At 40.1% G+C, this 21,867-nt stretch carries 18 protein-coding genes and 1 riboswitch; of the genes, 6 read left to right on the top strand and 12 right to left on the bottom strand.

What is annotated here, in order from left to right; translation table 11 throughout:
- Positions 1 to 62: 62 nt before the first annotated feature.
- Positions 63 to 323, bottom strand: a complete 261-nt coding sequence (locus H6G28_RS07595) for a hypothetical protein (RefSeq protein WP_190670029.1) — start codon at positions 321 to 323, stop codon at positions 63 to 65.
- A 151-nt stretch (positions 324 to 474) separates the two neighbouring features.
- Between H6G28_RS07595 and H6G28_RS07590 the strand changes: the two genes are divergently transcribed.
- Entirely contained in the window at positions 475 to 831 is a 357-nt protein-coding gene (locus H6G28_RS07590) for a Rieske (2Fe-2S) protein (RefSeq protein WP_190670028.1), read from the top strand.
- A 584-nt stretch (positions 832 to 1,415) separates the two neighbouring features.
- A complete protein-coding gene (locus H6G28_RS07585; RefSeq protein WP_242054478.1) occupies positions 1,416 to 1,973 on the top strand; it encodes a hypothetical protein in 558 nt (185 codons plus the stop codon).
- On the opposite strand, the gene H6G28_RS07580 is transcribed toward H6G28_RS07585, so the two are convergent.
- From H6G28_RS07580 to H6G28_RS07565, 4 genes are all read right to left on the bottom strand, one after another.
- Complete coding sequence (locus tag H6G28_RS07580; RefSeq protein WP_190592152.1) at positions 1,974 to 2,129, bottom strand: hypothetical protein; 156 nt, start codon at positions 2,127 to 2,129, stop codon at positions 1,974 to 1,976.
- A 171-nt stretch (positions 2,130 to 2,300) separates the two neighbouring features.
- Positions 2,301 to 3,566, bottom strand: a complete 1,266-nt coding sequence (locus H6G28_RS07575; protein ID WP_190670024.1) for a sensor histidine kinase — start codon at positions 3,564 to 3,566, stop codon at positions 2,301 to 2,303.
- Between the two features lie 9 nt (positions 3,567 to 3,575).
- Entirely contained in the window at positions 3,576 to 5,453 is a 1,878-nt protein-coding gene (locus tag H6G28_RS07570) for an ATP-binding protein (protein WP_190670022.1), read from the bottom strand.
- 198 nt (positions 5,454 to 5,651) lie between these two features.
- The gene (locus tag H6G28_RS07565; RefSeq protein WP_190670020.1) at positions 5,652 to 8,087 is read right to left on the bottom strand and encodes a penicillin-binding protein 1C; all 2,436 of its coding nucleotides are present in this window, start codon (positions 8,085 to 8,087) and stop codon (positions 5,652 to 5,654) included.
- Positions 8,088 to 8,474: 387 nt separating this feature from the next.
- Here H6G28_RS07565 and H6G28_RS07560 point away from each other — a divergent pair, with 387 nt between their 5' ends.
- Positions 8,475 to 14,210 carry an alpha-2-macroglobulin family protein gene (locus H6G28_RS07560; RefSeq protein ID WP_190670018.1) on the top strand — a complete coding sequence of 1,912 codons (5,736 nt, stop codon included), beginning with the start codon at positions 8,475 to 8,477 and terminating at the stop codon, positions 14,208 to 14,210.
- A 51-nt stretch (positions 14,211 to 14,261) separates the two neighbouring features.
- Here H6G28_RS07560 and H6G28_RS07555 read toward each other — a convergent pair whose 3' ends face one another.
- The 5 genes from H6G28_RS07555 to H6G28_RS07535 form a co-directional block, all read right to left on the bottom strand.
- Positions 14,262 to 14,930, bottom strand: coding sequence for a Uma2 family endonuclease (locus tag H6G28_RS07555; RefSeq protein WP_190592147.1), 669 nt, complete (start codon positions 14,928 to 14,930; stop codon positions 14,262 to 14,264).
- Positions 14,931 to 15,147: 217 nt separating this feature from the next.
- Positions 15,148 to 15,984, bottom strand: coding sequence for an energy-coupling factor ABC transporter ATP-binding protein (locus H6G28_RS07550; protein ID WP_190670016.1), 837 nt, complete (start codon positions 15,982 to 15,984; stop codon positions 15,148 to 15,150).
- Positions 15,959 to 16,771, bottom strand: coding sequence for a cobalt ECF transporter T component CbiQ (gene cbiQ / locus H6G28_RS07545; RefSeq protein ID WP_190592145.1), 813 nt, complete (start codon positions 16,769 to 16,771; stop codon positions 15,959 to 15,961). The genes H6G28_RS07550 and cbiQ overlap by 26 nt, the downstream gene beginning before the upstream one ends.
- Complete coding sequence (locus H6G28_RS07540) at positions 16,768 to 17,070, bottom strand: energy-coupling factor ABC transporter substrate-binding protein (RefSeq protein WP_190592144.1); 303 nt, start codon at positions 17,068 to 17,070, stop codon at positions 16,768 to 16,770. Before H6G28_RS07540 ends, cbiQ begins: the two co-directional genes overlap by 4 nt.
- Positions 17,057 to 17,836 carry an energy-coupling factor ABC transporter permease gene (locus tag H6G28_RS07535; protein WP_190670014.1) on the bottom strand — a complete coding sequence of 260 codons (780 nt, stop codon included), beginning with the start codon at positions 17,834 to 17,836 and terminating at the stop codon, positions 17,057 to 17,059. Before H6G28_RS07535 ends, H6G28_RS07540 begins: the two co-directional genes overlap by 14 nt.
- A gap of 26 nt (positions 17,837 to 17,862) precedes the next feature.
- Positions 17,863 to 18,002, bottom strand: a riboswitch (cobalamin riboswitch).
- An 88-nt stretch (positions 18,003 to 18,090) separates the two neighbouring features.
- On the opposite strand from H6G28_RS07535, the gene H6G28_RS07530 reads away from it, so the two are divergent.
- On the top strand, positions 18,091 to 18,696 hold the full coding sequence (locus H6G28_RS07530) for a thermonuclease family protein (RefSeq protein WP_190670012.1): 606 nt from the start codon (positions 18,091 to 18,093) through the stop codon (positions 18,694 to 18,696).
- Between the two features lie 173 nt (positions 18,697 to 18,869).
- Here the strand turns inward: H6G28_RS07530 and H6G28_RS07525 are convergent, their stop codons facing one another.
- Complete coding sequence (locus H6G28_RS07525; RefSeq protein WP_190670117.1) at positions 18,870 to 19,364, bottom strand: methylmalonic aciduria and homocystinuria type D protein; 495 nt, start codon at positions 19,362 to 19,364, stop codon at positions 18,870 to 18,872.
- Positions 19,365 to 20,016: 652 nt separating this feature from the next.
- On the opposite strand from H6G28_RS07525, the gene H6G28_RS07520 reads away from it, so the two are divergent.
- Positions 20,017 to 20,613, top strand: a complete 597-nt coding sequence (locus tag H6G28_RS07520) for a hypothetical protein (RefSeq protein WP_190670010.1) — start codon at positions 20,017 to 20,019, stop codon at positions 20,611 to 20,613.
- Positions 20,614 to 20,684: 71 nt separating this feature from the next.
- On the opposite strand, the gene H6G28_RS07515 is transcribed toward H6G28_RS07520, so the two are convergent.
- A complete protein-coding gene (locus tag H6G28_RS07515) occupies positions 20,685 to 20,936 on the bottom strand; it encodes a DUF6464 family protein (protein WP_190670008.1) in 252 nt (83 codons plus the stop codon).
- A 475-nt stretch (positions 20,937 to 21,411) separates the two neighbouring features.
- Between H6G28_RS07515 and H6G28_RS07510 the strand changes: the two genes are divergently transcribed.
- The gene (locus tag H6G28_RS07510; RefSeq protein WP_190670114.1) at positions 21,412 to 21,780 is read left to right on the top strand and encodes a cyclic nucleotide-binding domain-containing protein; all 369 of its coding nucleotides are present in this window, start codon (positions 21,412 to 21,414) and stop codon (positions 21,778 to 21,780) included.
- Positions 21,781 to 21,867: the final 87 nt, after the last annotated feature.

Here is a 21,867-nt window from a genome sequence, read left to right as displayed (position 1 = left end):
CACCAAGCATTTGCGAGGAACTGGGTTACTACTCAGCACTCAGCACTCAGCACTTTCAAGACTTACACATGAAGGTTGGCTTGTTCTTGCAACCAAGCATCTACAGGCTGTCCATCTTTGCGGCGGAGTTCAATTTCTACCACCATGACTTCTTTAGAGCCAGGAGGCGCGGGTTTTTGGTGGAAAATAATATCGTAGTCTAGGGGATTTTGATTGCGTTCTTTTAACCATTCCTGGACTTTGGTTGTAGCGAAAAATGATTGTCCTTGGTCAAACATCCGGGTAATTTGCATTTGCAGGGTGTAGGGATTTATGCGACCCATTTTTTCCGACCTTTGTAAAGTAATTTAAAGTGAGTATCTTGTCTACTCTATGTTATACCGCCTGTTATGGAAGCAGTCAGGAGGCAACAATACACACTAGGGTCACAATTGCGGGAAACTGAGAACAGATCCATTAATGAAGGAGAACTCAATGGGCTGGACTAAAGTTCTGGCGGCTAATGCACTTGCCCCAGGTGCGAGAGAAGTTGTGAATGTCGGTAAGCGCAAAATTCTCTTGCTGAATCATGAGAATAAATTATATGCAGTAGAAAATACTTGCCCACATTTAAAATTACCTCTGAAGAATGGCAAAATTGAAGACGGCGCGATTGTTTGCCCGTTTCACCGCAGTGCTTTTGATTTGGGTACTGGCCAGGTGAATAATTGGTGTCCCTGGCCGCCAGGAGTCGGTAAGGTATTGTCGTTAGTTTCGCAACAAAAAACACTGCCAGTTTTTCCGATACGTGTGGAAGAAGGTAGTATTTTGATTGATGTACCTGAAAGTTAAATTAAGTAGAAGGACTGAATTCAACTTAACTTGAGATTGGCGGGTTTCGACACTTCGACAAGCTCAGTGCATCGCTGCGCTCAACCCTCTTTTAGCAAGGCTATTGAGCATTGAGCGACTTGCCCTGAGCGTAGTCGAAGGGAGTCGAAATGCGTCTTCTAAATATAAATAATTATGTCAACATACTTAAAATTGCGATCGCATTAATTGGGCGGGCAAACTGCCCACCCTGCTTACACAGGAGAAATGTTACCTAAAATTACATAATGGTTCTGGTCAGAGAATTTTGAGAGAAAATATAAATGTAGGAAACAAAGGTAAAAATAGAAATTAGCCTCTGTTTCCCCTTCAGGTTTATTGCTGAAATTAACTTTGCAAACATGGTTAATGGAGGTGTCTCATGTTTAGCGATTTTTCACTTTATGATCCTACAACTTACCTAATTGTCAAACTCTTGGTTTTGATGTTGGCATTGCTAATGTTTATGGTGGTTGCTGCGTCCCCAGTTGTGTAGAAATTAGTTAATTTAAATCTTTTTCTCCAACCAAGTCTCCCAGAAATATAGCGGTGAGATAATGCTAATCATGAGCAATTTCTTACCAATGGGTATTGTCTGTTTAACTTTATTCACAGGTTCACTGATTTCTGGTAAGGTTCTTTTTGCTCAAGACTTGCAGTTAACAAATCAACCAGTCAATATTGCCCGTTTAGTAAATGGTCAATATCAATTTTGCAGTCAACCTGACCCCCAAGATTGGCGGGATGGGGCTGGAGTTTGTTTTAATTTCTCTAAAACTGGAAATCAAGTGAATGGTTATTATGGGTATCCGCACTCTGATCAATTTGTTTGTGTGCGTGGGATAGCAGATAAAAATCTGATCACAGGCGAAGGTCTAAGTATTGTGTGGGATATTCCGCAGAAAAATACAGTTGATTCTGCTGAATTTAAGTGGGATGCAGAAGAACATTTAACACTTAGTCAGGCAAATATCCTCAATACCGTCAATGTTGACGAGGATAGTGCTACGTGGATTTTGTACCGCAAAGCTTTACTCAATCTTGAGGGATTTTACCAATACAATCGCCCCCGAATGACACCAGTATCTCAATTGTGTCAGTGGAGTTTTGCCAGTCGTAATTAATTAACTAGCGTGTTCCCAGTCACTGAGTAACTCATGTTCTTGTTTGATTTTTTTGGTTTTGCGGAATGGAACTTTGGGAGAACCGATATCTACGCGCCCAAAAGACTGTTTTTTCTGCTTGGTGGATTTTTGCTTTTCTGTCGTTAAAGTAGTCATTGATGATTGTTTCCGAAAAACTCAGCACTACTTTAAATCATCAATTTCAAAACAGCAAATTTCTGAAGAGGTATTATTAAGTTTATTTAGGCGATCGCAAGGTATAAAAATATTCTCCAATTCCAAGCATTTTGCTATACCTATGGTCTACGTCATCTAAGTAAAGTATCGTCATGAGATGGGAATTGCGATGGTAAACTCGGTTCCGATACCGGGCTGAGAATTAACTTCCATTGTGCCGTTGTGTTTTTCGACGATAATTTGATGGGCAATAGATAAACCAAGTCCCGTACCTTTACCGACGGGTTTTGTTGTAAATAAAGGTTCAAACAGTCTTTGTTTGAGTCTTTCAGGAATCCCGATACCATTGTCAGCAATTTTAATTACCGCCATTTGTTGGGAATTGACATCGGTGGTAATTTGAATTTGCGGGATGCGATCGCTCATTTTACCTTGGATAATTGCTTCATCCAGAGCATCAACGGCGTTAGCCAGCAGATTCATAAATACTTGATTCATTTCACCGATGTAGCAGGGAACATGAGGTAACTTACCGTAAGCGCGAATCACTTCAATTGCCGGGCGATCGCCATTAGGCTTGAGGCGATGTTGTAAAATCAACAGCGTACTATCCATACCCGTATGCAAATCAGCAGGTAATTTGGTGTCGCTATCTGAGCGTGAGAAACTGCGGAGTGAGGTTGAAAGGTGTTGAATGCGTTCGGAACCTACCTCGATGGAACTGACAATTTTTTCTAAGTCTTCAAGCACAAATGGCAAATCCAAGTTATGTATAAAAGTCGTAATTGTGGCGGTTGGGACGGGATATTCTTGTTCGTACAGTTGCAGTAGCTTGGTGATGTCAGCAATATATTCTTGTAAGGGCGGGATATTGTTAACGATAAAGCCAATGGGGTTGTTCATTTCGTGGGCGATTCCCGCGATTAACTCTCCAAGAGTTGAGAGTTTTTCTTGTTGTACCAGTTGTACTTGGGCTTTTTGTAACGCAGTGGTGCGATCGCGTACTTGTTCTTCTAAAGATTGGGTTAATTGCTGGAGTTGTAAATGCACACGCACTCGCGCAATAACTTCTGCTTGGGCAAAGGGTTTGGGGATATAATCAACCGCACCCAGGGAAAATCCGTGAATTTTGCTTTCTGTATCAGCTAAGGCTGTGGTGAAAATAATCGGAATGTTTTGTGTTGCTGGGTTCGCTTTGAGACGACGACAGGTTTCAAAGCCGTCAATACCGGGCATTTGGACATCAAGTAAAATTAATTCTGGTTGGTTGCGTTCGGCTTGAGCGATCGCACTTTCGCCATCCACCGCGACACGAAAACGCCAACCCTCACCCGCGAGTGCTTCTGAAAGTACAGATAAATTGGTGGGATTATCGTCCACAATCAAAATAAATCCCTTTGTTAAAACCTGATTCATGATGCTGTATTAACTAATTTGTTGTTGAATAAAAGTTTCTAAACGTTTGAGTTGAAAGTTTTTTGCTAACTGGATAATGTGATTAGTAAAGTTGTGGAACTGCGGCTGAGAAGCGAGTTGTTCAGCTAGTTCTAAAATGTTCTGCACATCGCCATCTTGAGTGAGTTCTAAGAATTGTTGTAAAACTTCTTTTGCTGGCAAAATAAAATTATCTAAAGTATCTGTTTTAGGTTGGTTTATAGTGTTTTGTTGATTTTCGTATAACCATTCCAGTTGTAGAAATTGCCGCAGTAGTTCCAGGAGTGTTTCTGCTTCTACTGGCTTAGAGAGAAAGGCATTCGCGCCCATATCAATACTTTTATATTCGTCAATTGCAAAGACACTGGCAGAAGAAGCGATCGCAGGTATGTTGGCAAATTGACTAGCCTGACGCAAACTCTTAATCAACTCAAACCCATCCATCACAGGCATGACTAAATCAGTAATTATCAAGTCTGGTTGATGAGTGTTGATTTTCTCCCATGCTTCTTTTCCATGAATGGCTTCTATGACATCAAACCCTACTGGTTCTAATAAATTGACAATCACCGAGCGATTTTCCCATTTATCATCCACAATCAAAATTGTGCGTTTTTTTCCTTGATAACCAATAATAATTCCCTGTTCAACTACTCTAGAAACTTTCGCCCAATCTTTAGATTCTGGTGATTCTATTTCAAACCAAAAAGTACTGCCTTTGCCAAATTCACTTACTACTTGAATTTGACTGCCCATCAATGAAATAATTTTTTGGCTGATGGCTAGTCCTAATCCTGTGCCTTCTGTTTGGCGTTTTTGACTTCCTGCTTGTTCAAACGGTACAAAGATTTTTTCGAGTTGTTCGGGTGTAATACCTGTGCCAGTATCTATCACTTCAAAACGAAGTTTATAGATAATTTTACCTTCATCATGAATAGCTTGGTTAATAACTTTAATTTTAAAGGTAACACTGCCTTGTTGCGTAAATTTAATAGCATTACCAAGTAAGTTAATCAACACTTGGCGCAAGCGTTTTTCATCAGCCCGAATCCCGATAGGTAAATCTGGGTCAAGTAATACATGAAACCCGATGACTTTTTGTTCAGCGCGGATACGACAAATTTCACTGACGCTATCGATAAATGCAGGTAAATAAAAATCAATGAGATTTAATTCTAGTTTTCTAGCTTCGATTTTAGACAAATCTAAAATATCATTAATTAGGGTTAATAAATGAGAACCACACTGATAAATAATTCCGACACCTTTACTCCCTTTTTCGCTTAATTTTTCTGTGCGTTGGAGAATTTGTGTATAGCCAAGAATACCGTTGAGTGGTGTGCGTAATTCATGGCTCATATTAGCAAGAAATTCACTCTTGGCTTGGCTAGAATTTTTAGCAGCTTCTTCAGCAAGGCGTAGTTCTTGTTCGATACGTTTACGCTCAATAATTTCAGTTTTAAGCACTTTATTGATAGCTTCTAACTGTGCTGGACTAGGCAGCGTCAGAGCTTGTGGCATGAGATAAATTAAGGCAAAGGCTGTATATATTGAGATAATTGCTGTAAACGCTTTGACAATCGATGAAACCCAATAATCAGGATGCCAAAGCGTCCAAATATCTATTAAATGTCCACTACCACAAGCCAAGATAAAAGCCCCAAATAACAGAAATACTCCATTAAAGGGGACATCTTGACGTTTGGAAATAAAGTAAATTAATAGCAGAGGTATGGAATAATAAGCTAGAGCGATCGCACCATCAGAAATAATATTTAGCCATACAAGTTCGGGTTTCCAGAGATAACAATGTCCATGTGGAATAAACCCAGTCACGTAAATGGAATAGGGAACAAATGCCAATGTCATGCTAGAGATTGCTAGTACTGTGTTAACTTACGTAAACTTAGTATTCCCAAATCTTGACTCAAGATGAACGATGGCAAACATATTTAATGTGTGAAGATGAGAAATTTAGATACCCGACTTTTCTCACATAATTGAGAATTGCTATAGCCAGTATTAGCTATTACTTGGCACTTTTTATGGTATACTCAAAAACCACATTTACCTCTGAGAATTAACAACTGAAAAACCCCGCTTTGTTGGTCGAATTTTGGCTAATTCTACTTGAAAACTCACTTTATCGCTGGTGTCTGCACTCCGCGCTTCTAAATTCCAGTTTCCTGGACGCAGATACCAAAATAGATTAGTTGATTGTGTATCTAGTTGTTCGCCATTTAACCGCCACTCAACTGATGATGGATTTCCGGCTAGTTTAAATTCTAATTTTTGCTGTCCTTCTGTACCTGGATATAGTAAATACAAATCACCATTTTGGGGGGAGACAATTCGTAAGTTACTAGAGACAAAATTTGATTGCTGCTTGGCTAACCAATCATTATATTCGGGCGGTAAATTAAACTTGTCTTGAGTGGCGTAAGCAATTTTATCTTCTGAGTAAAAATACTCTTGCACAACAGAGTTACAATCTGACGTGGGGCGTAAACCTGAGTTTGCACAGATAGGAAGTTGAATTAATCCTTGGGGAACTGTAAACACTGCGGGTTCTTGGTTTTCGTGCAGGTGCAACATGATACGGTTCCATAAAGGTGCTGCACCCATCACGCCAGATACTTGACGCATTGGTTCACCATTGAAATTTCCTACCCAAGTTGCAACGGTGTAGTCGGTGGTAAAGCCCACAGTCCAAGTATCGCGGAAGTTGGAAGAAGTACCAGTTTTGACGGCGGCAGGAAAGGGCAAGTTTAACACTGAGTCTACACCAAAAGCGGTGGCACGGGCGTGGCGATCGCTCAACATATCAGTAATCAGTTGCCATATCGTAGGGAGTGGGGAGTGGGGAGTGGGGAGTGGGGAATAAGAGAGTGTTGTTACAAGTGGGATGCTTTGTCCTTGTCTCGCCATTGTGACGTAAGCTTGAGCGAGTTCCCATAACGTGACTTCGCCACTACCGAGAGTTAAACCCAAACCGTAATATTCTGGGGTTTGATTGAGGTGGGTAAAGCCTAATTCATGCAGACGTTCCAGAAAGTTCGGTACGCCAATTTTCTCTAATACTCTCACAGCCGGCACATTTAAAGAATTTGCTAACGCTATCCGCACCCGCACCGGGCCGAGAAAGCGTTGAGTATAATCTGTAGGGCTATAAAGTTTCGCCCCAGGAATGGCATAGTGGGCGGGGACATCAGCCAAGATGGTGTTTGGGCGAATCAGTTTTTTTTCTAACGCCAACTCATAAACAAAGGGTTTGAGGGTAGAACCGGGTTGACGTAGGGCTTGTACGCCGTCGTTACGTCCAAGTTTGGTTTCGTTGAAATAGTCGGGTGAACCGACGTAAGCTAAAACTTCGCCCGTATGGTTGTCAATTACTAAAGCTGCTGCATCGTGGACGTTGTTAGCGGCGAGGGTGGAGATGACTTGTTGTGCTTGGGCTTCGACGAATTGTTGTAATGGTCTGTCGATGCTGGTTTGGATGAGATGATCCCTCTTTGAGGCTACCATGTACCCATCAGTTATCGAATTACTACTAGTGTTGGAATTACCCCACCCTAACCCTCCCCTTGGAAAGGGGAGGGAACTAGATTTGCTTGTTTCCCCCCTTTCCAAGAGGGGACTAAGGGGGGTAAAAGGAACATCGCCCCCCTTACTAAGGGGGGTTGGGGGGATCTGCATTTGCTTGGCTAACCAAAACAAGAAATGAGGTGCAGCGATAATTCCCCGTTGGCGAGACTGAAAAACCACCTTTTCGGTTTGAGTTTTCTCGGCTATTTGTTGAGTGATATAGCCATCCTGTACCATCCGGTTGAGGACGTATTTCTGACGCTGTTTGAGTCTATCCCAATGTTGTAGCGGGTCAAAGTAGGTGGGATTATTAGGGATAGCAGCCAAAAGACTCGCTTGGGCAAGATTTAACTCACTGGCGGGTGTTGAAAAATAAGTCCGGGATGCGGCTTCTACACCATATATATTGCCGCCCATTGGCAGACGGTTGATATATGCAGCGAGAATTTCCTCTTTATTCATTCCCGCCGCTAACCGCCAAGCTAACCAAATTTCCTGCAATTTCCCTGAGAAGTTGCGTGTGGATGGTTCTAACATTCGTGCTAACTGCATGGTAATTGTAGAAGCACCAGAAACAATTTGTTTGGCGTGAATGGCTTGGTTGATGGCGCGGATAATTGCTTTGATATCCAACGCGCCATGATGGTAGAAACTACTATCTTCGGCGGCGATAATTGCCTTGATAAATTGGGGAGAAACTTGATTTAAGGGGACGACGGCGGTATGTTCTTGGTCACGGGTGAGGATTGTTCCTAATGGTAGCCCATTGCGATCGCTAAATTCCAAAGCCAGTTGATTTTGGGCTATATCTGCGGTATGTATAGGCGCAAAATAGGGCAGTAGCCGCACCACTATACATACAAATACAACAGCTAAGAAAAATTTTGATTTTCGGATGAGCCGCCTACTTAGTCTCATCAGAGACTCCCTGGATAGTAAAACCTACTTTAATTGTGACGTGCTGGCTATTTGTTTATCAGGTAATATTGCAAAGACTTAACAATTTATACCAATTTAAATTAAGAATTGTAGTGATTTTTGTAAATGGCTATGGGCGGTTAGTTATCCATATAGGAAAAGAATCTCACGCAAAGGCGCGGAGGCGCAGAGAGTATGAGTGTTTAAATTTTAATTCTAATATCAATTTAATGTGAAGCTGCACTCTATGAAACTCAAAATTCTTGGCGCTCTTGGCGGTTCGTTTCTTAAGATTCTGTGCATCTTCATACAGAATTAGTATAACTACTCTTAATCTCTTCTCCGCGCCTCTGCGTCTCTGCGTGATCCAAAATTATTCTATTTAATATGATTATTAAAATTATTCTGCAATTATTTATTATTCTGACCTTTTTACTCAGCATTAGCGGCTGTAGTTTATTAGGTGTATCCTCAAACAAAGAACCGTTACCCGCCGTTTCTCCCCTTACCCCACCAAAGTTACCAGACTGGATTGAACAAATTAGTCCTATTGGTGATGCTACACCTTTAAATCAAATTCGTATCCGCTTTAAGGAAGCATTAATTCCTGTTGAAAGTCTGGATAGTGCAGAACAACAAAATTTATTACAAAAATTTACTTTATGGCCGCCTTTACCCGGTCAATTTCGCTTTTTAACACCGCGTATGGTAGGTTTTCAAGCAGATAAAGCACTACCACAAGCGACTAGGTTTCAAGTTACTTTAAAAGCGGGTTTGGCAGATTTAAAAAATCACAAGTTAAATCAAGATTTAGCTTGGACTTTTAACACTGAACCTATTAAGTTGACTGATTTACCCGGTGTGAATCCTGTGGAAAAGGCAGAGATTCAACCTATAGATTTAAAACAAAAACTGCAATTTACTTCAAATGTCGAATTAAACTTAGATTCATTACAAAAACATCTTAAGCTTGTCCCCGAAGGTAAAAATAAAGATATCAGTTTTAATATAGACTTAGCGAAAGAGGAAAAACCAACAGAAGGTGAAGACCCATTACAAAAGTTTGACCCTTCAGCACGTAATTGGGTTTATAATCTCATACCGCAGCAAAGTTTAGAAAAAGCGACTAATTACCGTCTGGTATTTTCCCCTGGTATATTACCAAATTACGGTAACTTACCAACAGATAAAGAGTCGTTGAGTAAGTTGGCGACTTATTCACCTTTAGAATTTAAAACAATCAACTTTTACGGACAGCCTGATGTTAACGGAGCTTATGGGCGATTCATTAAAGGTAGTCCGCAGCTAGAATTTAATAATATATTACTGGCAGATTCAGTTAAAGATAATATCAAAGTTGACCCAGCACCAAAAGATATCTCTCGACTGTTCCAAGTTCCAGAAGAATCTAATGTGGTGACGCTTAATCCCTACGCTTTAGAACCTGCGACTAATTATAAAATTACTATTGAGAAAAATATTAAAGATAAATTCGGACAGACTTTAAATAAACCTGTCACCCTACAATATAATACTGGCGATTTGGCGGGTGATATTTGGGTTCCGTCAGATTTACATATCTTTCCTTCCAATCAAAATTTACAGTTAAATATTAGTACAGTTAATTTACCAGAGTCTAAATATAAAGCTGCTTTTCGTGTAGTTCAGCCCAGCGATTTAGTTTATTTTAATAGTGCTTCGCCGAAAGGCAATGATAACGAGTTATTACCACAGCTAAATTCATGGCAAAGCTTTAAAGTAAACTTTAAGAAAAATCAACTTGTTGATGTCAATGTCCCATTACGAGAAAAGCTTGGTAGTCCAACAGGGATGTTAGCTTATGGAGTCCAAGCACGCACAAATAAATATCAAGATAATGGCAAAGAATTGTGGCGGGAACCTGTAACTTATGGTTTAGTTCAATTAACAAATTTAGGTGTATTTAGTCAATGGTTTCCTGACTCTGGTTTAATTCGTGTACATCATTTGAGTGATGGTTCACCAGCTAAGAATGCAGCTATTGAAGTTTATCCATCAAAGTTAGAGGAAAAATATCCCAGTAATGCTGTACCTTGCGCGACTGGTACAACTGATGAAAATGGCACTTTCAGACTACAAGTTGATAATTTAAAACAGTGTTTTCCTGATAATCAAAGATTTACGAAATCGCCACAACTATTAGTAATTGCGCGAGAAAATCAAGATTGGGCTTTTGCCAGAACCGAAGAATATAGCGGGTCTTTTGGTTATGGTATTGATGCAGGTTGGCAAGAAGCTAAAGCAGAATCACGAGGTGTAATTTTTTCTGATAGAGACTTATATCAGCCAGGAGAAAAAGCTTGGTTTACTGGTTTTGCCGATTATTTAGAAAATGGGACTCTCCAGCAAGATAAAAACGCTGTTTATCAATTAACTCTAATTAATCCCGACGGACAGAAAACCCAATTAGGTGGCAAAACTACCAATGAGTTTGGGACTTTCTCTTTAGAGTTACCCATTCAGAAAACTCAGGCTTTGGGCTACTATACAATTCAGGGTAAAGGCAAAAAAGGACAAGAAATTTCCGGCGAGTTTCGGGTGGCTGAATTTAAACCGCCTAACTTTAAAGTTGAACTTAATTTAGATAAAGAATTTGCCCTAGCTAATGATAAAGTAGAAGCGAAAGCCGCGAGTAACTATTTATTTGGTGCGCCTGTAGAAGCTGGGGAAGCAAAATATTTTGTCACGCGCCAACAAACTAGTTTTATCCCTAAAGGTTGGGAAGAATTTAGTTTTGGTAGACAATGGTTTTGGCCGGAAGAAAGTCCATCGTTAACCAGTGAGGTTTTGCAAACTAGTGACAAGTTAGATGCAAGTGGTAAAACGAGTCAAACTGTGACGGTGGCGAAAGATTTACCTTACCCAATGACTTATCAAGTAGATGTGCAAGTTGCAGATGTTTCTAATTTATCTGTGGCTGCTTCCCAAAAGTTTACCGCTTTACCCAGTAACAAACTTATTGGACTCAAAAGTAATTTTATTGCTGATGCTAGTAAGGCTTTACCTGTAGAAATGATAGTGACTGAACCTACAGGAAAACCCATCACAGGTCAACGGGTACATTTAGAATTACAACAGATGAAATATAGTAGTGTGACGCAGTTAGTGGAAGGAAGTCGCACTGCGAAAAATCAATTGGAATATAAAACAGTAGAACAAACAGATATTACTTCTGCTGATAGTCCCCAGATATTAACTTTAACACCACCCGAATCAGGCTCATACAGAATTAGAGCTAATTTTAGGGATACAAAAGAGGAATTAACGGCGACAGATTTACAAATTTGGGCAACAGGAGAAACCCCAGTTTATTGGAGTTCGGAAGACCGCGATCGCCTAGAAGTTAAACTAGATAAAAAAGAGTATAATCCAGGGGAAACTGCCACAGCTTTAATTCAATCTCCCTACCCCGAAGCAGAATTATATTTTGCGGTTATTAAAGATAAACCAATTTATCAACAAGTCACCAAAATCAAGGGAGGCGCACCCCAAATTCAGTTTCAAGTCACACCAGAAATGTTACCTAATGCAGCAGTAGAAGCTGTATTAGTTAGACAAGGCGCACCTCTCAACCAAGTAGAACCAGGAAGTTTAGATAAATTAGTAAAAATTGGTTTCTCACCTTTTAAAGTCAACTTGCAAGATAAATATTTAAAAGTGCAAGTGACACCTTTGCAAGCATCTTTAGAACCGGGTGCAGAACAAACAATACAATTAGAACTGAAAGACAACCAAAATAACCCCACACCAGGGCAATTTACTGTTATGGTGGTGAATGAAGCGGTGTTGCAACTATCTGGTTATCGTCCGCCAAACTTGGTAGATACAGTCTACGCAGAACAGCAAATATCTACCCGGTTCAGCGATAATCGTCCTGATGTGGTGATACAACCCCAAGATATCGCCAAACCCAAAGGTTGGGGTTATGGCGGTGGTTTTTCTGTGGGTGCAGCAAATACCCGCGTCCGTACAGATTTTCAGGCCTTAGCTTACTACAATGGTTCAGTTTTAGCTGATGCGAGTGGGAAGGCGCAGATAACCTTTAAATTACCGGATGATTTCACCACATGGCGAGTGATGGCTGTCGCTACCGATGGAAACTTACGCTTCGGTAACGCTGATGCGACATTTATCACCACCAAACCACTGCTAACTAATGCTATCTTGCCACAGTTTGTCCGTCCAGGCGATCGCATCTTCGCTGGTTTATCTGTCACCAACACCACCGGGAATAACGGAAACCTCTCAATTAACGGCGAACTTAGCGGTACAGTCAAGTTTGCGGAAAATAACCCCAGCACGACTTCCTTACAAACCAACGCTGAACCAGCTACCAAAGCTTATCGCTTCCCCATGATTGCAGGTGGCGTTGGCGAAAGTAAAGTTAGGTTCACCACTCAACTAAATAATACAGCCGATGCTTTTGAACTGCCTTTAGAAGTGAAGCCATTAGAAATTACCGAACAAGTTGTCGAAGCTGGGGTAACAGAAAAACAAGTTAAAATTCCCCTGAATGTTGATAAAAATATCTACCCCGAAGCAGGTGGTTTAGATATTCAATTAGCGAGTACATTAATACCCGAAATTAAAGCACCAGCTAAACAAGTTTTAGAAGATGATGATTTACCCTTCGCAGAACCAGCCGCCAGTCAATTAATCATTGCTGCTAACCTGCAAACTTTAGGTAAACAATATAGTCAAACATTCGCTGAATTTAATCCTAGCCAAAAAGCAAATCAAGCCATTACCCAACTGCAAAAATTACAAATAGCCGATGGTGGTTTTGCTGCTTATCCAGGACAAGAAAAATCAGACCCTTGGGTTTCTGCATACTCGGCGGAATCTTTAGTAAAAGCTAATCAAGCATTTCCTGGTTTTATCGATTCTGCAACATTAACGCGCTTGAAAAATTATCTGCAAAAGGTAGTAGCAAACCCAGGACAGTATGAATTTTGTAAACAGCAAATTTGTAAACATCAACTGCAATTAAACGCCTTAATCGCCTTAGCAGAATTAGGTGATAAAAGCAATAGTTTCTTAGGCGATATTTACCAACAACGCAATAACTTTGATATCGTCACCCAAATCAAACTAGCGCGATATTTATCGCAATTCCCAGAATGGCAAGATGAATCACAACAAATGTTGAACCAGTTACAAAAAAATATCTATGAAACTGGACGCAATGCCGTAATTAGTTTACCCCAAAGTTGGGGATGGATGAATTCATCTACCACCGCCCAAGCGCAAGCTTTAAGGTTATTTATTGCCAAACAAAGTAAACCGGAAGTTCTGGATAAATTATTCCAAAGTCTATTAAGTTTACGCCGAGATGGTACATGGCAAACTAACTATAATAATGCTCAAGCTTTAACAGCATTAGTAGAATATAGTCAACTCCAACCCACACCACCAAACTTTGCCACCACAGTTCAATTAGCTCGTCAAAAGTTAGGTGAAAATCGCTTTGATGGTTACAAAAATCCTAACTTGCAACTAAATGTTGCAATGGATAAATTACCCCGTGGTCGTCATGATTTGATAATACAAAAATCGGGTAGGGGCAAATTACATTATTTAGTTGCCTATAATTATCGCTTGCAAGGTAATCAACCAGGGAGATTTAACGGTTTACGTGTCACACGCGAAATTAGCAAAGTCGGAGAAGAAAAAGTTCTGCAAAAAACCGGGATGTATGCTGTAGATAAACCCTTAACTGTCGATAGTGGACAAGTATTTGATATTGGTTTAGAAATAATTGCAGACCATCCTGTAGACCATATAGTCATTAAAGACCCATTACCAGCAGGATTTGAAGCCGTAGACCAGAGTTTTCAAACTGCGACAGCCGCATTGCAAGCCAAAGCCGATAGTTGGCAACTTGGTTATCGCAATATTTACCGCGATCGCATTATCGCCTACGCCGACCACCTCGAACCAGGAGTTTATAGCCTACATTACCTAGTCCGTTCTGTGACTCCCGGTACATATACATGGCCTGGCGCAGAAGCACATTTGCAGTATGCACCAGAAGAATTTGGACGCACTGCCGAATCTACAATTGTGCTGGAGGAGAAGCGTTGATTTTGAAACCCAGAGTCTTTCTCTCTGCGTTCTCTGTGTCTCTGTGGTTAGTTAAACAAATCGCTGCACAAACGCAGCATATTCCGACGACTTCAACCCCTCTTGTAACACCTCCAAAACTCGCGCCATCTGATTATTTAACAGCGCCTCCTCTGCCAACCACAACCCCGGAAACACCTGAGAACGAATAATGCCATCTGCACCAGGAGATAGCAATTGATACTCGCCATCAACTAAGCAAAACCATGCCAATTGATTCTCATAAGATTGCCAGATAACATACTCCAACACCCCATTCCGACGATAAACTTGCTTTTTAATACCCGTATCAATTGAGACGCTACTTGCAGCAATTTCCACAATTAATTCGGGAGAACCTTCAATATAACCGTCACGGCTTAATCGAGTTTGTCCACCCGCCGCAGGTTCAATAAACAGCACTGCGTCTGGTTGGGGTTCGTTATCTAAATCTAATCTGACTGTTGGTTCCACACTCAAGTCAACACCAGGAGTCATGGCTTGATAGACTCCTAACCAAGTCATCACCCGACTGTGGGGTTTACCATGCTGTTCATGTCTTAAGGGAGAGGCCACGTAAACGATTCCTTCAATCAACTCTGCTTTCTTGATATGGGGTGCAGCATCATAACGACGTTCAAATTCAGGACGAGTTAAGCGATCGCCACTTTCCAAAGGAGGTATTGCTTGTGTTTTCACCATTTGCCAAGCTGGGGATTTATTAGATACTTCTCACTTTAGCAAACCACAGTTATTGACAAGTCTAAACTATATAGCAGTCCTAAATCATTTGTAAAATTTCTATATCTTTTTCTTCTTTCTTACCTTTGCGTCCTTCTCTACGAGACGCTACGCGAAGGCGTTCTTGGCGGTTCGTTTCCTTATCTATGTTTTTCACGACTCATTTAGGATTGCTATATCACGACGCAAAATCATGAAATAATTTTAATATTCTTTGCCTTACTCTTTCTCTAACGGCTTCATCCTCACCTGATAACCCATCGAATAACATTTCATATATCAACGGTACGCCTAACTCTAACTCTTCTAATAAAGAACGCTGACTAAATACATCTTGCGGTTCACCTTCTACTATCAATTGTCCTTTATCCATGACAAAAACCCAATCTGCCCAACGATACACCAAATCTAAATCGTGGGTTGCCATCATTAAAGTTTTGCCGTCTCGATGAATTTTTTGCAGAGTTTTCAGCAAATTCCGCGTATGCTTCACATCTAAATAAGCTGTTGGTTCATCTAACAATAATAATTCAGGATTCAATACCATCACATCTGCTATAGAAACCCGCTTTTTTTGTCCTAAACTTAAATGATGTACTGGTCTTTCAGCTAAAGCTGTCAACCCAAATTCTAATAATATTTGTTCTACTCGTGCTTGAATTTGCGAAACTGGCAGTCCTAAATTACACAAACCATAAGATATATCTTCTTCCACAGTAGAAGCTACTAATTGCTGTTCGGGATCTTGAAAGATTAGCCCGACTTGTTGACGCAATTTCCCCAGATAATTACGATGATAAGTTAACGGTTCTCCACGCCACCGTACAACACCCTTATCAGGTTTATATAAACCATTAGCTAATAAAAATAACGTGGTTTTCCCACAACCATTCTGCCCAATGAGCGCACATCTTTTACCCAATGGAACTTTTAAGTTAAGACCATTCAAAGCTGATTGCTGTGCGCCGGAATAGGTGTAAGATACTTGCTCAAATTCTAATAAATATTCCTGCATTTCGCCAAAATTCCAATCCAATTAAACAAATACAGCCGCAAATTGCTTCGATAATATATCTGGTTTGGGGATGATAGCGGCGAGGATGCCAAACTTTAAATTCCCCAACAAAACCCCGCGCTTCTAAACCCAGAGAAAACTGATTATATGTTTGTAATGTGCGCTGTAAAAGTTGTCCAATTAATATGGCTAAACTTTTCATCCAAATACGCCAAGTGCGATAGCCACCACGGGAATTTTGCGCTGTCCATATTTCATTGGCTGTATTCAGCAAAATGAAAATAAACCGATACATCAGTAATAACAAATCAGTTAACAGCACTGGAAATCGCAAGTAACGCAGAGTTTGTAAGATTTCCGTAAACGGAACAGTTAACATGAGAAAATATAAGCAGGAAACTGAGGCTAATGCTCTGGTGAAGATTGCCCAGGCTTGCAGACTGCCATGATGACTAACATAAATATAGAATTGTCCAAAACTTAGCCCATATAAAGCATCTAACTGCACCTTTGGCAAATCATTAATTGACACACCATTGATGATTAAGGCGGGTAAACTTGTCAAACAAAAAACGATGGTAAATAATAACAAACGGAAATAAATACTAGCCGGAATTTTGGCATAAACCATTGTCCAAACACCCATCCAAATTGCTATTAAAATCTGCACGAATGGATGGGTAGCAAGGGCAATAGCAAGAGTAGTCAAGGCAAAAATTAGTTTATGCTCTGGTGGTAATTTTCGCAACCGATTAGTATAAGCTAACGTATCTAATTGCAAACTCATTCTTCATGCTTTTGTTGTTGGGAACGGCCTTTATATAACCCAATTGCGTAACCAATTACTCCCGCACCCAAAGCTGCTTGCGAAGCAAATAATAAGCTTGCTATTTCACCACTAGCTGGTTCAAAAATTGATTTAAACCAAGGTTTATATTCTGGTTGTATCTCACTTATAGCTTCTTGTGCTTTGCCATCAGCACCGCCAAATTCTGCATTACGGACAAAGATTAAGGGTGCAACAGCTAAAGCCAATACAGCTAATACTAATAACCAGTTACTCAACCCTTTTTTAGACTGATTCATTTCCTTGGGGTTCCCGTTTGATTAATTTCAGCAATTCTAATTCTTGAGGATTATAAGATTGCAACCAGTTCCACACTAATACAGTTAGCAATCCTTCACTAATTGCGAGAGGGACTTGAGTTAAGGCAAAAATTCCGGCGAATTTGGTAAATGAAGCAATGAAGCCACCAACAGGCGCGGGAAAAGCTAAGGCGAGTTGGATAGAAGTAATAATGTAGGTGAGTAAATCTGAAATGGCTGCGGCGAGAAATATGGCGATTTTTTCTTTACCACCTAATTTAATTGTGAAATTATATATCCAGTAAGCGGCAAATGGCCCGGCGATCGCCATTGAAAACGCATTTGCTCCCAGGGTTGTCAAACCGCCATGTGCTAACAACAAAGCCTGAAACAACAATACTAAACTACCCAAAACCGACATAGTTAAGGGGCCAAACAGCACCGCACCTAACCCTGTGCCGGTAGGATGAGAACAGCTACCTGTAACCGAAGGGATTTTCAAGGCGGAAAGTACAAAGGTAAACGCACCCGCCAAGCCGAGTAGTAGTTTAAGTTGCGGGTTGACTTGGGTAATGCGTGTCAAACTCCGCAACCCTAATAAAAAAAATGGCAATGCTACAACCCACCAAAAAATCGCCCACTGCACTGGTAAAAAACCTTCCATAATGTGCATTGCGTAGGCGGGTTTGGGTAAACCAACTACTAAGTAAAAACTAATTACTGCCATCAGGCATAGACTAGCTAAAGCCTGCTTTTTTCTGTTCATAATCTGTACCTCGCAGATTTATGTAAATATATTCAGTTATATCGGCGGGCATCCTGACTCACCCAATTTTGGTTCACAGTTGCGGGACAGTGCCGGATTCTCACCGAACTTTCCCCCTTACGTCTGATGGCTGCTCCCCATCAGAACCGATCTCAGTAAATATATCACTATTTTTAATGTTGGCACTTCAATCGGAGCCGCATCTATTTCAAAAATCAAATATAGTATCATCCATCAGAGTTAGGTGAGGTTGAATGCAGAAATTAACAAAACAGATGGTACTTTGGCTAAGTGCAGTTGTGATGGTTTTGGGTTTGGTGAGTTGTGATAAATTCTTTGGTGCTTCTGGAGACTTGGTAGAAAGGGTGAGTGATGGGGATACTTTAGCTGTCAAAGATGCGAAAGGAATTAAATTCAATGTGCGCTTTGCTTGTATTGATGCGCCAGAAGTACCCCATTCCCAAAAAGAAAGGAACAGTAAACTCGCCAGCGATCGCAATCAATTTGACTGGGGTAGCAAAGCACAAGCACGCTTACAACAATTAGTAAAACAATCAGGCGATCGCGTGATGTTGACGATTACAGATAGCGATCGCTATGGTAGAAAGGTTGCAGAAGTCCGCTTAAAAGATGGTACTTTTGTCCAAGAAGTCTTATTAAAAGAAGGTTTAGCTAAGGTTTATCGCCCTTATCTAAACAAATGTCCGAGTAAAGATTTAGTTCAAAAAGCAGAAGCACAAGCACAACAGCAAAAACTAGGTGTTTGGAGTGATAGCAAATTTACCAACCCTTGGGAATATCGCAGTCTTGCAAAAGAAGGCAGTGGTTCGGCTTCGCTCACCAACCGGAGGAAGAAGTAAAATCATTACTAATGTCTGGATCATAAAAATCCTTGAAAAAAACTTTCATAAGCTAATCGTCATTTAAATTGCATCATTTTCATTTTGGCAAACGCTGTAAACCCTCTCCCTTGCTCCCTGCCCCCTGCCCCTCTGCGGCCTAAATGTGCAAATTAAATGCTTAACAGCTTACTTCAGGCTTCCTCTTCCCATCCATGTTGACAGGCGATTTCTTTAACGACAAATTCAATCAGCGTTGGCGGTGCGGCGGAGATTAAAATACTCGGATAAATTGCTGTACCCCAAATTGGATGAACCAGCACACAGCATTTATTTTTAATGACTGGATAGCCAAGTAACGCTTTAACTACAGCAGTATCATTGTGCGGCATTGCACCGGGACGCGAAAGTAAAGGATAGCCTGTACGCGGATCAATTAAGTCTGAGAGATAACCGCGATCGCGCAATTCAAAAGCCACATCACAACCAAATCCCATAAACCTTTGGCGTAACTTTTGTTTCTCCGCCTCGATTTCTTTGGTGCTTTCCACTAAAGAAAATTGCGATCGCTGCAAAACAACCACAACCCAAAAAAAGGGTTCTTGTTTCCAATCTGGTAATATCCGTTCGCAATTAGTACATATATATTTACTCGGTGCATGAATAGAAATTTGCACAGCTTGTCCCATATCGCCAGTTAAATTTATGGGACTGGTTTGTTCCGAAATGTAAACGCTTGGGTAGTTCACTCAATTGATATGATTTTTTACAAGTTGTTAATTTATTCCTTGGGATCGATAATAACTCTTAACACTTTATAAAAACCATCAATTTTCGCCCAGCAGTCAGAATTTATTGCAATTTATATATATAAATTATAAATTTTTAATTTAATTTTTATCTTTTATTAACCTTATTTAAAACTCAGCACTAACACCCCGGAGAACAATACTTTGAGACGACTTGGGTGACTCAGTTTATCTGTACTACTTTTCTTGCTGGTAATATTTTTGGAGAAGTTGCCCCGACCATAAAGTCAGGACAACTTCTGGTACACCCCTTGCACAATACAAACAATATCAGTATTCACAACAATTTGTTTGCCAAATTGGCAAAAATTAAAAATTCAACGGTAGTCAAATTTACTGTCTGGGGAAGTCTGAGGTGGATAATTAAGCCGAATGATTCAGGTAAATTTACTCAATCTGGCGCTGGTGACTGAATCTAGCGTTGTGAATTGTCATAATATAAGCAGTTACTTGATTGAGTCTCAATAGTGAAATCTCCTTCATTGCGTCAATCCTAGCCTTCAGGAATCAACTAAACTCAGTGAGGCGACTCATGAATATTGATCAGCAACTCAATGTTAATTTACGTGCAGAACTGGAAGTAGCGAAAAGACAGTTAAAATCTGACCAAAAAGGTGGAATTGCCGCCTTAGATCAGATTTATCGCCAAGGTAAAGTTCCAGAACAAACTTTAAACGGTCGCTATTGGGGTGAGTTTTTGACTGCTAATTTCAATCCAGTTTTAGATAGTTGGTTAGATATCATCACAAAGATGTGGCTACCTTGGGAAGGTAAAACATTTGATGCCAACAATCACACTGGTGATAATATTTTTACCAATGATGGTTTATTACTAGGGCGCTTAATTTGGCCTTCATATAATGGTTATGTGGCAGATACGAGAGGAAGAACCCTGGCATTTAAATTTCAGACCTCCCGTGATCAATGTTTATTAGAACCAGATATTGACGTTTTACGTTTGAGCTTCGATTTACCAGAAAACCCTCGATTTATGATTCGGGAGTTGGTAGACCAATTAGTTCAAATTGATGATGATTTTTATTTAGGAAAAGCCGTACTCAAACATCCCGATGGTGGTCGATTTTGTGCTGCTTACTTCACCCTCAAATCTGGGTTAGCTTCAATTTAATTCTACAGGATGAGAGGGTAAGTGTCTGAGAATATAGCAGTCTGATTTGAGATGTGACAAACAAAGACCAATTATTGAGGATTGCTATATTCTACAAAATACATACATTGCTCACACAATTGTGTTGGATTTACAGCACATTGAATATAAGGCGATCGCGCATTATATAAACAATCACTGTTATCAAGTAAATTTTGGGGTTTGCGACTTTGACTTTCTTCTCTAACTTGCATTGGTGGTGTAGCGATCGCTGATAAAATCCCCAGTAAATACCAAACCCCGCCACAAACAATCAGCAACATAAAATCAGCAATACGTCGCATATTCAAACCTTAGCTAAAATCCAAACTTGTCAATGATTTTAGCGATATTAAAATATTTATTCATCCGTCATTAGCCATTCATCTTTAGTAAATAAAAACTAACAATAATTAGCAAAAAATGATAAATCTACAGAAAATACTAGTATCTAAAGATATAGAAATATGGTTTTATTTCCGAATTTACTGATGTAGTCAGGGAGTAGGGAGTAGAAAAGAAATCTTTTCTGGATGTAGTGATTTTTTCAGAAATCAAATTAAATCCTATATATAGCAATCCTATTTGATTGACAAATATCTATCTACCTTGTCCCCCTTGTCTCTATTCTTCTTATCTCAAATCTGACTCTACAGGTTTTTAAACCTTTCCATAAACTGCATGAATATCTGTTGAGTTTGTCACTGGCATATCAAACCCTAGTAGTATAATCTACTCTGGTTTATATCGCCTAAGTATAAGTTTGGTACTGCTCTAATGTTGTTAAATCCAGTTGTAACCATTGAGATATTTCAAAAACAAGCCGAACCTCAAATATATGCAGCCGGTCAGATCATCTTTGCAGAAGGACAGGCTGGTGATTTTATGCTTGGTATTATCGCAGGAGAAATTAACATCTTAGTGAACGGCAAAGTTGTAGAGACAATTACAACTGGTGATGTGTTTGGAACAGGGGTACTTGTAGGCATCAAGAATCGGACTTACACTGCGATCGCTAAAACTGAATGCAAACTCGTCTCCTTAGACGAAAGAAGATTTCTCTTCGCCGTTCAAGAAACACCTATGTTTGCACTACACGTCATCAAAAACTACTCAGAGCGTTTGTCTCGACTGCAACACATGGTTTAGAGGTTATTTATAAATAGGACTTACGCAACTGACATATTTTTTCTGTAGGGTGTGTGACGCAAAGAGAAGATTTGAACGTAGTCATAA

This window comes from Nostoc sp. FACHB-190, assembly GCF_014696905.1.
Classification (GTDB): domain Bacteria; phylum Cyanobacteriota; class Cyanobacteriia; order Cyanobacteriales; family Nostocaceae; genus Nostoc_B.
Note: the sequence above shows the minus strand (reverse complement) of the source record. Positions and strands in the feature narration are given on the sequence as shown.